15 protein-coding genes are annotated in these 13604 nt (G+C 73.1%); 5 read left to right on the forward strand and 10 right to left on the reverse strand.

Going from position 1 to position 13604, the window contains the following annotated elements:
• Positions 1–113 precede the first annotated feature (113 nt).
• Positions 114–851 (forward strand): VOC family protein, encoded by a 738-nt coding sequence (locus tag AB0K92_RS26645; RefSeq protein WP_365926849.1) that lies wholly within the window; start codon positions 114–116, stop codon positions 849–851.
• 51 nt (positions 852–902) lie between these two features.
• On the opposite strand, the gene AB0K92_RS26650 is transcribed toward AB0K92_RS26645, so the two are convergent.
• Entirely contained in the window at positions 903–1406 is a 504-nt protein-coding gene (locus AB0K92_RS26650) for a hypothetical protein (protein WP_365926851.1), read from the reverse strand.
• Between the two features lie 469 nt (positions 1407–1875).
• Between AB0K92_RS26650 and AB0K92_RS26655 the strand changes: the two genes are divergently transcribed.
• Positions 1876–3354 (forward strand): glutamate-cysteine ligase family protein, encoded by a 1479-nt coding sequence (locus tag AB0K92_RS26655; RefSeq protein WP_365926853.1) that lies wholly within the window; start codon positions 1876–1878, stop codon positions 3352–3354.
• Between the two features lie 34 nt (positions 3355–3388).
• Here AB0K92_RS26655 and AB0K92_RS26660 read toward each other — a convergent pair whose 3' ends face one another.
• On the reverse strand, positions 3389–4420 hold the full coding sequence (locus AB0K92_RS26660; protein WP_365926855.1) for a saccharopine dehydrogenase NADP-binding domain-containing protein: 1032 nt from the start codon (positions 4418–4420) through the stop codon (positions 3389–3391).
• Positions 4421–4602: 182 nt separating this feature from the next.
• Here AB0K92_RS26660 and AB0K92_RS26665 point away from each other — a divergent pair, with 182 nt between their 5' ends.
• The gene (locus tag AB0K92_RS26665; RefSeq protein ID WP_365926857.1) at positions 4603–5586 is read left to right on the forward strand and encodes a helix-turn-helix domain-containing protein; all 984 of its coding nucleotides are present in this window, start codon (positions 4603–4605) and stop codon (positions 5584–5586) included.
• Between the two features lie 167 nt (positions 5587–5753).
• On the opposite strand, the gene AB0K92_RS26670 is transcribed toward AB0K92_RS26665, so the two are convergent.
• The 5 genes from AB0K92_RS26670 to AB0K92_RS26690 all read right to left on the reverse strand — a co-directional run bounded on the left by AB0K92_RS26670 (position 5754) and on the right by AB0K92_RS26690 (position 10721).
• Entirely contained in the window at positions 5754–6641 is an 888-nt protein-coding gene (locus AB0K92_RS26670) for a hypothetical protein (RefSeq protein WP_365926859.1), read from the reverse strand.
• 240 nt (positions 6642–6881) lie between these two features.
• The gene (locus tag AB0K92_RS26675) at positions 6882–7769 is read right to left on the reverse strand and encodes an SDR family oxidoreductase (RefSeq protein ID WP_365926861.1); all 888 of its coding nucleotides are present in this window, start codon (positions 7767–7769) and stop codon (positions 6882–6884) included.
• Between the two features lie 205 nt (positions 7770–7974).
• Entirely contained in the window at positions 7975–9594 is a 1620-nt protein-coding gene (locus AB0K92_RS26680; protein WP_365926863.1) for an NAD(P)/FAD-dependent oxidoreductase, read from the reverse strand.
• Positions 9587–10093 (reverse strand): SRPBCC family protein, encoded by a 507-nt coding sequence (locus AB0K92_RS26685; protein WP_365926865.1) that lies wholly within the window; start codon positions 10091–10093, stop codon positions 9587–9589. The genes AB0K92_RS26680 and AB0K92_RS26685 overlap by 8 nt, the downstream gene beginning before the upstream one ends.
• A gap of 190 nt (positions 10094–10283) precedes the next feature.
• A complete protein-coding gene (locus AB0K92_RS26690; RefSeq protein ID WP_365926867.1) occupies positions 10284–10721 on the reverse strand; it encodes a hypothetical protein in 438 nt (145 codons plus the stop codon).
• A 227-nt stretch (positions 10722–10948) separates the two neighbouring features.
• On the opposite strand from AB0K92_RS26690, the gene AB0K92_RS26695 reads away from it, so the two are divergent.
• Entirely contained in the window at positions 10949–11173 is a 225-nt protein-coding gene (locus AB0K92_RS26695) for a hypothetical protein (protein ID WP_166004401.1), read from the forward strand.
• A 213-nt stretch (positions 11174–11386) separates the two neighbouring features.
• Positions 11387–12130: an alpha/beta hydrolase gene (locus AB0K92_RS26700; RefSeq protein ID WP_365926869.1), complete on the forward strand. Its 744-nt coding sequence runs from the start codon at positions 11387–11389 to the stop codon at positions 12128–12130.
• 19 nt (positions 12131–12149) lie between these two features.
• On the opposite strand, the gene AB0K92_RS26705 is transcribed toward AB0K92_RS26700, so the two are convergent.
• The 3 genes from AB0K92_RS26705 to AB0K92_RS26715 are packed head-to-tail and all read right to left on the reverse strand — an operon-like array spanning position 12150 to position 13592.
• Positions 12150–12857: an AAA family ATPase gene (locus AB0K92_RS26705; RefSeq protein ID WP_365926871.1), complete on the reverse strand. Its 708-nt coding sequence runs from the start codon at positions 12855–12857 to the stop codon at positions 12150–12152.
• 43 nt (positions 12858–12900) lie between these two features.
• The gene (locus AB0K92_RS26710) at positions 12901–13293 is read right to left on the reverse strand and encodes a VOC family protein (RefSeq protein ID WP_365926873.1); all 393 of its coding nucleotides are present in this window, start codon (positions 13291–13293) and stop codon (positions 12901–12903) included.
• Positions 13290–13592: a metalloregulator ArsR/SmtB family transcription factor gene (locus tag AB0K92_RS26715; protein WP_365926875.1), complete on the reverse strand. Its 303-nt coding sequence runs from the start codon at positions 13590–13592 to the stop codon at positions 13290–13292. The genes AB0K92_RS26710 and AB0K92_RS26715 overlap by 4 nt, the downstream gene beginning before the upstream one ends.
• Positions 13593–13604: the final 12 nt, after the last annotated feature.

Consider the following 13604-nt stretch of genomic DNA (forward strand, 5'->3'; position numbering starts at 1 on the left):
TCTCGTCGAGCGCTGCCCCGGACGTCCCGTCGAGCGCGACCACCGTCGGCACCCGGCCCCCGCACCTGTCCTGATCGCGGCGGTCGGGCCGGCGGAGCTTCTACGATCTGCGCATGGCAACACGACTCGTGCAGATCAACATGAAAGCCCAGGACGACACCGCGCTCGGCCGGTTCTGGGCTCAGGCACTCGGCTGGGGTGTCGACAGCGAGGGACCCGGCGTGACCAACCTCGAACCCGTGGGCTTCGCCTACCCGGACCCCACGGCCGTCTGCGTCGACATCATCAAGCGCCCGGAACCCAAGACGGTCAAGAACCGCGTGCACCTTGATCTGGCCACCACCTCGACCGCCCATCAGGCGGAACTGGTCGAGCATTTGAAGAACCTCGGAGCGACCCTCGCCGACATCGGCCAGGGCGACGTGCCCTGGACGGTCATGGCCGACCCCGAGGGCAACGAGTTCTGCGTCCTGGACCCCCGGCCGGTCTACCAGGACACCGGGCCGATCGCCGCCGTCGTGGTCGACTGCACCGACCCACGGGAGATGGCCCGGTTCTGGGGCGAGGCGATGGACTGGACGCTGCACGAGGTCACCGACGACCACGCCACCCTGCGCTCCGCCGCCGGCGCCGGCCCCTACCTTGAGTTCGTCCGCACCCCCGACACCAAACGCGTGTGGAACCGCGTCCACCTCGACGTCAGCCCCTACCCCGGGGACGACATGGCCGCGGAGGCGGCCCGGCTGCGCGCGCTGGGCGCGACCGACCCCGGCATCGATCAATCCGCGATCCAGTGGACCGTTCTCGCCGACCCGGAAGGCAACGAGTTCTGCCTCCTCACCCCTCGCTGACCGGTTCCGCCCCCGTATCCGGCCTCTACGAGGGCCAGTCCGCGCCGGCCGTCACCTCGGCGCGATGCGACGCCACCGGTCCGCACCGCCGGGCAGGGGCCACGCCCAGGTCGGCTGTGGGGCGGTGTCCAGGCCGTGCAGGAGACGGACGAGCTGTGGACCGGCGGTGGCGGCGCCGTCCGGGACGGCGGGGCCGTGGACGGCGCGGAGTTCGGCGAAGCGCGCCAGCTCGCCCTCGTAGAGCCGCACGGCCTCGTCGACGCGGGCAGCCAGGTCATCACGCGGCACCGTGCGGTGCAGCTGCAGCAGCGGGGGCTCGACGGATTCGGCGATCGCCGCGGCGAGCCGCGCGTGACCGTCCAGGACCAGATGGCAGTCCAGGCCACTGACCCACCACAACAGGACGGGCGGGAGCGTTCCTTCACGCGCTTGCCTGCGGTACGCCTTGACGCGGCTGTCACCGGCACCGGGCATCGGCCGCAGCGGAAGGATCTCCCACGAACCGGAGTGGAGATACCAGTCGATGTATCCGTCCGGATGGCCGTCGACGAGCATCGAGCCCCAGTACTCGGCGTGCGGAACGCGGGGGGTGGCGCCAGCGCCGCAGCGGACTCTCGCACGAGAGCAGCCACCGGCCCTCGTGCAACGGGCTGTCCGGCGAGTCGACGAGGTACTGCGCGAAACGGTGAGCCCACCGCTGCGGACTGCCCGCCAGGGCGCGTGCCACGTCGGCGCGCAGGGGGGACACAGGAGCGGTACTCGTCGGTGCGCCAGAAGTCCCGAGAGCGTAGACGACCACGACAACTCCGACGGCACCCACCCCCGGCCGTCCGGCACGACCCGTGGACCCTTGATCGCATGGGGGCAGGCTGCGGGACACGAGTCGGAATGTCATGACCATGAGTGTCGCCGGAGTGGACGAGCGGCCGTACGCGAGGAGCGGTGGTTGGGGCGCTCGGGGAGTGGGACGCTGAAGGTGGGGATCGAAGAGGGGATCCGTGCCGAGGAGACCGGGGAGGCCCGTATGGGACGTGACGTCCCGGATCTGACGTTCACCCGTGAGGACCGTCGCCGGTTCCGGACCAAGATGCACACGTGCCTCGACGTGTTCGCGCGGATGCTGCGCGAGTCGCGGTTCGACTTCGAGCGGCCCCAGGTCGGCCTGGAGATCGAACTGAACCTCGTGGACGACGCCGCCGAGCCCGCCATGCGCAGCACGGACGTCCTGGAGCAGATCGCCGACCCGGCCTGGTCGAGCGAGCTGGGCCGGTTCAACCTGGAGATCAACGTCGCGCCCCGGCGGCTGATCGCCGGCGGCCCCGACTCCTGGGAGAAGGAGATCCGGGACGCGCTCAACCACGCCGAGGACAAGGCGGCGGCGGTCGGCGCGCACCTCGTCATGATCGGCATCCTGCCGACGCTGGAACAGAAGGACGTGGGCCTCGCCGCCCTCTCCGAGAACCCGCGCTACCACCTGCTCAACGAGCAGATCTTCTCCGCCCGCGGCGAGGACCTGCTGATCTCGGTGGACGGTGTCGAACGCCTGCGGACGTACGCGGACACGATCACGCCGGAAGCGGCGTGCACCAGCACCCAGTTCCACCTCCAGGTCTCCCCGGACGAGTTCGCGGCGTACTGGAACGCCGCGCAGGCCATCGCGGGAGTGCAGGTCGCCCTGGCGGCCAACTCCCCGTTCCTGTTCGGCAGGGAACTGTGGCGGGAGACCCGTGTCCCCCTGTTCGAGCAGGCCACCGACACCCGCCCGGACGAGATCAAGGTGCAGGGAGTGCGGCCCCGCGTCTGGTTCGGCGAACGGTGGATCACCACCGTCTTCGACCTGTTCGAGGAGAACGTACGGTACTTCCCCGCGCTGCTGCCGCTGTGCGACGACGAGGACCCGCAGGAGACACTCGACCGCGGCGGCATCCCCCAACTCGGCGAACTGACCCTGCACAACGGCACGATCTACCGCTGGAACCGCCCCGTCTACGCCGTCGTCGACGGAGTACCGCACCTGCGCGTCGAGAACCGGGTGCTGCCCGCCGGCCCCACCGTGGCCGACGTCCTGTCCAACGGCGCCTTCTACTACGGCCTGACCCGCGCCCTCGTCGACGAGGACCGTCCGGTGTGGTCACGCATGTCCTTCTCGGTCGCGGAGGCCAATCTCCACGCCGCGGCCCGGCACGGGATCGACGCCCAGCTGTACTGGCCCGGCATGGGGGAGGTCCCGGTGACGGAGCTGGTGCTGCGCCGCCTGCTGCCCCTCGCGCATCGCGGGCTCGAACAGTTCGGGATGGACACCGCCTGGCGGGAACCGCTGCTCGGCATCATCGAGCAGCGGTGCGTCAACGGCCGCAACGGAGCGCTGTGGCAGTCGGAGATGTTCCACCACATCCAGGACATCGACCACACCGACCGGCACGAGGCACTGCGGCGGATGACCGGGCAGTACATCGACTACATGCACCTCAACGCCCCCGCCCACACCTGGCCGGTCGACTGACCGCCACCGCGCACCCGGCCACCCCGGCGCACCGTCAGACGCGCAGCTCCACCGACAGGTGTGCCGACAGCGCGCCGAGGAAGGCCGGTGCGTCGAAGATCTCGCCGGCGGAGGCGACGCCGGTCGTCTGGGTCCGGCCCGTGAGGACCCGGTCGACTGCCTCGACGGCGAGCGGCGCGGTGACGGCGTAGATGTCCCGCCCCCGGGCCACGGCGCGCCGCTCCCGGCCGCCGGAGCGCACGACGACGTCGACCACGAACGTCTGCGCGGACCGCCCGCGCTCGTCGGCCTCCGCCGGCGCCGGGGTGTCCGGGGCGGAGACGTCCCTGGCCGCCTCCACCGTCATATAGGTGCGCACGTCGGGGATGGACAGATGGCTCGGCACGGTGACGACGTCCGCCATGGTGAACTCCCCGACGACGTCCCGGCGGCCCATCGGGTCCGGGAAGGACCACGGCACCGTCGGCAGGTCGTCCCGGTGGTACTCCAGCCCCCCGTTCCGGTAGCGGACGCGCCGGTCGCCGCGGCGCCGCCGGGAGACCGCGCCCGCGGCCCGCGTCCCGGCGGTGGGATGCCAGCCGCTCAGCCCGTAGGCGATGTGCGCCTCGTCGGCCGCCGTCCAGTCGTCCATGGCCGCGGTGGTCAGCAGGTCGCCGAGACCGCCGTAGAACGCCATCGCCGGGACGATCACCGCTCCCGCGGCGCGGGCGCGGTCCGCGAAGTGGGCGAACGTGTCGACATTGGCCTCGATCTCGGCCGCTACGTCCACGTACGGGACGCCCGCGCGCAGGGCCGCCTCGATCACCGGGGCGGCCGTCGTGGCGAAGGGGCCGGCACAGTTGATCACGGCCGCCGTGCCGGCCAGCGCGCGGTCGAGCGAGTCCGGGTCGTCGACCGACGCGGGCCGGACGTCCAGGCCCGGGCGGGACGCGGCCAGCGCCCGCAGCTTGCCGGCGTCACGGCCGGAGAGCACCGGGACGAACCCGCGCTCCCGCAGCTCGGCCACGACGAACCGGCCCGTGTGGCCGTACGCCCCGAACACCGCCACCCTCTGCCCCGGCCCCATGTGCTCTGGCGCTATGTGCCCCGGTCTCATGTGTCCCGGCGCCATCTGTTCCGGCGCCATGTGTTCCGGCTCCATGATGTCTCCCCGTTCCGTCGTCCCCGCGCGATCACTTCCGGACATCCTTTCCACCGCCGGTGATCTCCGCGAGCGTCCGGAACGACGTGACCCATACAATTCCGGACATGGACACTGTCGCCCTCGCGGTCACCGACGGGATGCTGCACTTCGAACTGTCGCTGGCCCACGAGGTGTTCGCCTCGGCTCCCGAGGGCATCACCGGGCCCTGGTACGACGTCGCCGTCTGCGGCCCGGACCCGGTGCGCGTCGAGCGGTTCCAGCTGGTGCCGGACCACGGACTCGACCAACTCCCGTTCGCGGGCACGGTGATCGTCCCCGGCTGGGCCGACGTCGACCAGGACCCGCCCGCCGACCTGGTCGACGCGGTGCGCGCCGCCCATGACGCGGGCGCGCGGGTGGCCTCCCTGTGCACCGGCGCGTTCGTGCTGGCGGCCGCAGGCCTGCTGGACGGAAAGACCGCGACCACCCACTGGGCCCACACCCGCGCCCTCGCCGACCGCTACCCCCGGGTGTGCGTCGACCCGGACGTGCTCTACGTCGACAACGGCAGCGTCCTCACCTCCGCGGGCAAGGCGGCCGCCATGGACCTGTGCCTGCACCTCGTCCGTCTCGACCGCGGCTCGGCCACCGCCAACGCCGTCGCGCGCCGCCTGGTCGTCCCACCGCACCGCGACGGCGGCCAGGCCCAGTTCGTCACCGCCCCCGTGCCCGCCCCCGGCCGCCACCCGCTCTCCGCCCTGCTCTCCTGGGCGATCGAACGGCTCGACCAGCCGCTGACCGTCGAGGACCTGGCCCGTCAGGCGGGGATGAGCGCACGCCACCTCGGCCGCCACTTCCGCGCGGTCACCGGCACCACCCCGCTGCAGTGGCTGCTGACCCAACGCATCCGGTACGCCCAGGAGTTGCTGGAGACCACCGACGACAGCGTCGAGACCATCGCGACCGCCACCGGGATGGGTACCGCCACGACCCTGCGCCGGCACTTCGGCCGCACGGTCGGCGTGCCTCCGGACACCTACCGCCGCACCTTCCGCGCCCGCACCCGGCAGGACCCCGCCGGGCCGGACGGTACGGCCCTCACCGGGTGACGCGGATGCACTGACCGCCGCACCCGCCGGGACCCGCGTCGGTGTCCGCCCCCCGACATGCGGGCGCCCCGGCCGCACTCGCGACCGGGGCGCCCGCACCCGCGACCGGGTCGCTCAGGCCCGCCCGCGCCGGTGACACCCCGTCACTCACCGGCCGGGCCGGGCGATCAGCTCCGCACCCCGCCCTGGCGGGCGGCCTCGTCGGTCATGTCCGTCACCTGCCGCGCCGGGGGAGCGTCCGCGTCCACGTCCACGCCGAAGTCGGTGAACTCCAGCACCGTGCGCACGGTCACCTGCCGCGGCCCGGACGAGGCACCCGCGCGGGACTCGCCCCGCGCGGCGGGCGCGGCCTTGACGGTCATGTCGACCTGCTGGCGCCGGATCCGGCCCTCGTCGTCGAGCCAGAGGTCCATCGGCAGGGTGGGGCCGACCTGTTCGCTCAGCTTCCGGCCGTCGGGCAGCTCGGCGACGTCCACGACCACGCGGTAGCGCGTGGTGCGCACGCCCCCGACCTCGGCCGTGCCCTTCTCCGTCACGTCCTTGTCGTCGACCGCCTTGGCCAGCGCCGCCGAACGCGCCGGGTCGTTCATGGTCTGACCGCCGGCTCCCTGCCGGGCGGCCACCTTCTCCAGATCGATCTTGATCCACGGCTTCCCGCCGGGCGCCTGCCCCGCCGGAGGCTTCTGGTACAGCACCTGGTCCACCACGCGCTGCTCCATCCGCTGCCCCTCGGCGGTGACGGTCATGACGCTGTCACCGTCCTCCAGGTCGACGGTGCCCTTGCCGTCCGCGGTCACCGAGTCCCCCTGCGCGGAGGTCCGCACCTTGAGCGTCACCCGCGCGGTGTCCTCCTCGGCCGTCCTGTCGTACGCGGAGCGAACCGCCCGCGTCCCCTCCTCCCGCGCACCGGGACCACCGCTCGCGGAAGCCTTCTTCGCGGACTCGGCCGTGTCGCTGTCACTCCCGCCGTCCCCGCAGCCCACCAGTACCGTCCCGGCGAGCACTCCGGCCACGGATAACGCCGCGATCCTGCTGCCGCTGCCCGACCTGGTCATCAGCCGAACCTCCCTGGTGTCCGTTCACGGCCGGCCCGGTACGCAGGCCGGCCACATGGTCACGGTCCCAAGTGCCCGCTTGTGCCATGAACGCACCTACCGGATCGATACGACGGCGACGCGCCCCGTCAACCGCGTGCCCACCACCCCCGTCACCCGCGTGCCCACCACCCCCGTCACCCGCGTGCCCACCACCCCGTCAACCGGAGGCCACCGCCGCCGGCGTCAACCGCGAGCCCATCACCCCGCGTCAGCCTCTGTCGCCACCTCGTCCGCCCGCCCTCCGCCCCCGAGCAGGCCGGTGCTCTCGAGCGGCACCCCTGTCGCCTCCAGCGAGGCGAGGTGCCGCCGGGAGGTCCGCAGCACCAGCGCCGGCAGCGCCGGGCGGGACAGCTGGGCCAGACGCAGCCAGGCGGGCACGTAGACGGCGGTACGGCGCTCCTCCACGGCCCGCGCGAGCCGGGCGGTGACCCGCTCCGCGGCGTTCACGTGCCGCGCCGGGAGAGGCAGGTGACCGCGCAGTTCCCGCATGGTCCGGTACCGGTCGGCGGCGCGGATCATGTCGGTGTCGACCCAGTTCATATAGGCGACGCCGACGGCCACCCCGTGGTGCGCCTCCTCGGCCCGCAGCGCGTGCGCGAAAGCCTCGACACCCGCCTTGGAGGCGCAGTAGGCGCTCATCATGGGAGCGGCGACGCAGGACGCCAGGGAGGCGACCTGGAGGTAGTACCCGGCGGTCTCCCGCAGGTCCGGCAGGAACGTCCGGACGGTCAGCGCGCTGCCGGTCAGGTTCACGTCGATCACGCGGCGCCAGCGGCCGGGGTCGGTCACCGCGAAGGGGCCGCCCTCCGCGATCCCCGCGTTCGCGACGACGACGGACGCGGGCCCCAGCACAGCCCGTACCCGCTCCGCGGCCCGCCGCAGCCCCGCGCCGTCCGTGACGTCGACCTCCTGGGCGAGGGCGGGTACCGGCAACGAGCGCGCCACCTCCTCCAGGGCCTCCTTCTCGTGGCCGAGCAGGGCGAGCCGGGCGCCGCGGTGGGCCAGGTCCCGGGCCAGGGCGGCGCCGAGACCACGGGCCGCACCCGTGATCACGACCGTACGGTTCACGAGCGGGCCGTCATGCATGGGACCGATCCCCTCACCGTCTCACCCCGGCACGGGCCGGGCTCGTTCGGTGCGCACGTTCCGAGCGACGCACTGTGGGCCGTATGACCCTTTATGGCCCGTGTGCCCCACCTGGGGGATCGGTCATCCCGCCGGATCGGTCACCCTGCCGGATCGGTGATCCTGGCGGATCGGTCATCGCCTGCGGCCGGTGCGGTCGCGTCGGTCATCGCCTGCGGCCGGTGCGGTCGCGGCGGGCCAGGACGCGCTGCGCCCCCGCCCGGCCGGGCGGTATCCGGCGCCGCAGCGCCGCGCGGGCCGCGTTCGCGCCGCAGGCGCCGTGGACGCCGCCGCCCGGATGGGCGCCCGCGGACGCCAGGTACAACCCGGTGACGGGGGTCTCCGGGCGCCCGGTGCCGGGGAGCGGACGGAAGACGAGCTGCTGATGGAGGGACGTGGTGCCGCCGTTGATGGCGCCCTGGTGCAAATTGGCGTTCATCGACTGGAGTGTGGGCGGGGCCAGGACGCGGCGGGCGCGGATCAGCGCGCGGAAGCCGGGAGCGAACCGCTCGACCTGGCATTCGACGCGGTCGGCCATGATCTGCTGCTCCTTGTCGTCCCAGGCCCCGGTGAGGCCTTCGTCGCCCGCGTCGGAGCCGACGTCGAGCGGCACGTGGGTGTAGGCCCAGGCGGACTCGGTGCCGCGCGGCGAGCGCGACGGATCGGACGTCGTCATCTGGCCGAACAGGGCGAAGGGCCGGTCCGGGACCTGCCGCATGGCGATCTGCGCCGCGAACCGGGTCAGCTCGTCGACCCCGTCGGCCAGATGCACGGTGCCGGCCCGCGCGGCCTGCTCGGCCCGCCAGGGCACCGGCCCGTCGAGCGCCCAGTCCACCTTGAAGGTGGCGAAGTCCCACTGGAAGCGCCGCAGGTCCTCCAGCACCTGGCCGGGAAGGTGCTCCGGCCGCACCAGCCGGCCGTACAGGGCGGGCACGGACACGTCCGCCAGCACCGCCCGCCGCGCGCCGTACGTCTCCCCGTCGGCGGTGCGCACCCCGACCGCCCGGCCGTGCCGTACGACGATCTCGTCCACCCGGCGACCGCAGCGCAGCACACCGCCCCGGGCCAGCAGCCTGCGCGTCAGGGCCTCGGTGAGGGCGCCGGCGCCGCCCACCGGCACCGGGAAGCCGTACGTCTGCCCCAGCATCGACATCAGCCAGCCGAAGCCGCCGCTGCCCGCCGCCTCGGGTGCGAGATCGGCGTGCAGCGCGTTCCCGGCGAGCAGCAGCCGGCCGCCCTGCCCCCGGAACTCCTCCTCGCCCAGGCGCCGCACCGGCAGCAGCAGGCTGCGGGCGAGCCGCAGCCCGCCCGCGCCGCGCAGCCGCATGGCGAAGCGGACGCCGGCGCGCACCGGCGGAAAGGGGGTGAACAGGGCGCTCAGCACATCGCCGCGGATGCGCTGCCACACGTCGTGCAACCGCCGCCAGGCGTCGCCGTCTCCGGGCGCGAAGGCGTCCAGGGAACCCGCCGTGACCTCGATGTCGCGGTCGAGGACGGCGCAGCCGCCGTCGGACAGCGGGTGGGCCAGTACGTGCGGCGCGTGGCTCCAGCGCAGGCCGTGCTCCTCCAGACGCAGTCCGGCCACGATGGGGGAGGCCGCGGCGAGCGGGTAGAAGGAGCTGAACAGGTCGCTGACGAACGCCGGATCGACGCCCCGGTCGTGGCGTACGGCGCCGCCCGCCTCGTCCTGCTCCTCCAGCACCGTCACGCTCCAGCCCGCGTCGGCGAGGAGATTGGCCGCGACCAGGCCGTTGGGTCCCGCCCCGATCACCACCGCGTCAGGCATGCCCGTCCCCCGGCGCGCCCGCCCCGGCCCGCACGCCGGGCTCGGCCGCGTCGCCCCGCCCCGCCCGTTCCTCGGCCTCGCACAGCCGGGCGAGGCGGGCCAGCATGGCGCGGTGCCGCAACTGGATCAACGCCTCCGTGCCCGCGTTGTGCAGCCGCCCGCCGGCACCGCGCAGAGGATGCTCGTCGACGAGGACCAGACAGTGCTCACCCCACCGCTTCAGCTCGATGGCTATCCGCGCGGTGCCCAGCGGGCCCGCCTTGGCCTCCAGCTCCAGCGCGGAGCCCTCCTCGCACCGCCGCACGACGGTCTCGTTGCTCAGCCGGACCGGCCCGATCCGCACCTCGTAGCCGATCGCCGCGCCTTCCTGCGGCCAGGCGCCCCGCACCGGGCGCGAGCTCGCCGTGCCCACCACCCAGTCCGCGTACCGGGTGCCGTCGGCCAGGACGGCCCACACCGTCTGCGGACGGGTCTTGATCAGACAGTGCCGCACCGCCATGGACATCTCCCACGCTCGGTTGTCCTACGTCCGTCACCGCGGAGTGCCCCCTTCCATCGAGACGAAACGGCGACGTCAGCGGCGGAGGGACGGGAAGGAGATCATGGAGCTGCCGTGCCCCGGCGACCACCGCGCGCGGAGGGCACCGAAGGACATGACGTGCGCGCGGCGACTGCCGTCGGCGTGACCGTCACGCCGACGGCCGGTAGTTCGCCAGCGACCAGATCACGAACACGGCGAACAGCATCATGACGAGTGACCACAGGGGGGCGTACGGCAGGAACAGGAACTGGGCGACCAGGCTCAGCGAGGCCAGCGCGATACCCACCGCGCGAGCCCACTCGGCGCCGGAGAGGATGCCCCACCCGGTGACCGCGGCGACGACGCCCAGGATGAGCAGGATCCATCCCCATCCGGTCAGGTTGATCTCGTAGACGTAGTCGCCGAGCCGGGCGTACACGTCGTCCTCGGCGATCGCGGCGATGCCCTGGAAGATGGCCAGGACGCCGTGGAGGAGCATCAGCACCCCGGCGAAGGTGGCACCGCCGGCGGCCCATGGGCTGCCGCTCCCCGGCGCGGTTCCGCGGCCGGTCTCGGGTGTCGTCGTCGGGCGCGGCTGAGCGGTCATGGGGGGCCTCCGCTTCGAACGGACGGGAAGGGGCACGGCGGCGAGTGCCGGGTGCCCGCCTGGTTTTACGACCTTGCCGCCGGGTCGGGGAGACGGCCACAGGCACTCGGCCGAACGGGTGGCGCGGCCGGCCCGGTCCGTGGCCGTCACCTCGCCGTATGTGACGGACGGACCTGCCGGCACCGGCCGAGTCGCCCCGCGCGCCGCATCGGGGCACGCTGGGAGGCGTGAGCAGTGCGCCGATCGTCGTGCACCGGCCCTCCCGTACGGGCGGCCGGAGAGTGACCGTGCACAGCCACGGACACGACGAGATCCTCGGCACCGCCTACAGCGACCACGATCTGGTCGTGTTCCTCCAAGGCGCGGGCATTCCCGATCCCGAGGCCATCCTGGACGACCCCCGATGGGTGGAGTGGCGCGGCGGCCACGCCCACGAGTTCAGCGCCGCCTGACCGCCCGCAGCGCAGCCACCGAACGTCGTCCCCCCCGGCTCCTGCCGCGGGAGCCGACCCACGCACCCCGAGCACCCGGCGCACTCCGAGCACCCGAAGCCCTCCGACGCGCATCGCCACACCCCGAAAGAGGCCGAAAGGCCCACGCGGACGCCGGAACGCCCCGAGACTGATCGAGACAGACAGTCCGATGGCAATAAGGGGCGTTGATCCATGACCGCGGTGTTCGTCCACGGAGTTCCCGAGACCGACGAGATCTGGCGGGAGCTGCGCGACCACCTCGGCACCGACAGCGTCGCCCTCAGGCTGCCGGGCTTCGGCGGCTCGCCGGCGCCGGAGCGCCCCGGCAAGGAGTGGTACGCCGACTGGCTCGCCGCGGAACTGGCCCGGCTGCCCGGCCCGGTCGACCTGGTGGGCCACGACTGGGGTGCCCTGCTGACCTACCGGGTCGCGACGGCCCACGACGTGCCGCTGCGCAGCTGGGCCGCGGACTGCGCCGGCCTCCTGCGCCCCGACTACGTCTGGCACGAGGTGGCCGGGATCTGGCAGACGCCGGGCGAGGGCGAGGCGCTGAACGAGCGGCTGCGCGCCGCGTCCGCCGACGATCCGGCGAGCCTGGCGGCCGGGCTGCGCCGCCTCGGAGTGCCGGGGCGGCACGCGCCGGCGATGCAGAAGTCGTTCGACATTCCGATGGGGGAGGCGATCCTCGGCCTGTACCGCTCCACCACTCCCAACCCGTACGCGCACTGGGGCGCCGGGTTCGAACGGCCGACCGCCGCTCCCGGTCTGGTGGTGTCCCCGGAGGGCGACCCCTTCGACGACGCGGCGGCCGCCCGCGCCGTCGCGGCCCGGCTCGGCGCCCGCGTGGCGGTGCTGCCGGCCACCGGGCACTTCTGGATGCTGGAGGATCCGGCCGGCGCCGCGCGGGTGCTGAGCGACTTCTGGGCCGATCTGTAGCGCGGCCGGACGGCCCTCGCTAGTCGAGGATGTGCCGCAGATACGCGCGGGGGTCGGCGAGATACCTGCGCCAGTGGTCGACGAGGGCCAGCTCGTCCCAGGCGGCCCGGCGCATGCCGTGCTCGCCGACCTCGACGATGTCGGCGCCCGGCAGCGCGGTCAGCAGCGGGGAGTGGGTGGCGCAGACGACCTGGCCCCCGGCCCGGGCCAGCTGGTCGATGTGACCCAGCAGTTCCAGGCAGGAGGTGAACGACAGCGCCGCCTCCGGCTCGTCCAGCACGTACAGCCCCGGCTGGTGGAACTTGCCGCGGAACGCGGCGAGGAACCCCTCCCCGTGACTGACCGAATCGGGCGCGAACCCCTCCCGGTCGAGCGCGTCCAGCGCGGTCTCCGCGCGCAGGAAGAAGCCCTTGCGCGCGGACCAGCTGCCCAGCATGGACCGGCCCCGCGGCGCGGCGTCGAAGCGCAGCCGCTCACCCAGCACCGATCGGGGGCGGTGACTCGCGTACCGCCAGTCGTGGGAGCCGCCCCAGGAGTCCAGGCCGAACCCTTCCGCGATCGCCTCGACCAGGGTCGACTTGCCGGAACCGTTCTCACCGACGACGAACGTCACCGGCGCGGTGAACCGCAGTCCCTCCGTTAGCAGCTGGCGCACACAGGGCACCGACCAGGGCCACTCCCCGTCCTCCCACGCACCGCTGTGTGCGTACGCGCGTTCGATGATCACGGGGTGAGTCTCGCACAGGGCCCGCCCCCGCGGTGGTCACGGCCTACCGCGGCTGCGTCGCGATCTGGATGAGGTTGCCGCAGGTGTCGTCGAAGACGGCGGTGGTGACCGGGCCCATCTCCAGGGGCTCCTGGGTGAAGCGGACGCCGAGGCCGCGCAGCCGCTCGTACTCCGCCCGCACATCGTCGACGGCGAACTGGGCGAGCGGGATGCCGTCGGCGACGAGCGTGTCGCGGTAGGTGCGGGCGATGGGGTGGCCGATCGGCTCCAGCAGCAGTTCCGTGCCGTTGGGCTCGTCGGGTGAGACGACGGTCAGCCACCGGTCCTTCTCGCCCACCGGGACGTCGTGCTTCTTCTCGAACCCGAGGATCTCGGTGTAGAAGTGCTCGGCCTTGGCCTGGTCGTCGACGAAGACGCTGGTCAGACGGATTCTCATGGGGTGCTCTCCTCCGGTCCGGGCTTGTCGGGCGTGAGCCATCGTTCGGTGATCTGACGCAGCGGCGCCGTGTTCAGGTCGTGGAACTTGTACCGGCCCTCCCGCCTGGTCTCGACGAGGCCGGCGGCCTCCAGCACCGCGAGGTGCTGGGAGACCCCCTGCCGCGAGATGCCGAGCCCGTGCTTCATGCTCAGCCGCGAGCAGATCTCGAACAGTGTCTGTCCGGACCTCTGGGTGAGCTCGTCGAGGATGATCCGGCGCGTCGGGTCGGCCAGGGCTTTGAAAAGGTCGTCGGCCACAGCCACACCATA

Origin of the sequence: Streptomyces sp. NPDC052687, from assembly GCF_040678395.1 — a bacterium.
GTDB lineage: Bacteria > Actinomycetota > Actinomycetes > Streptomycetales > Streptomycetaceae > Streptomyces.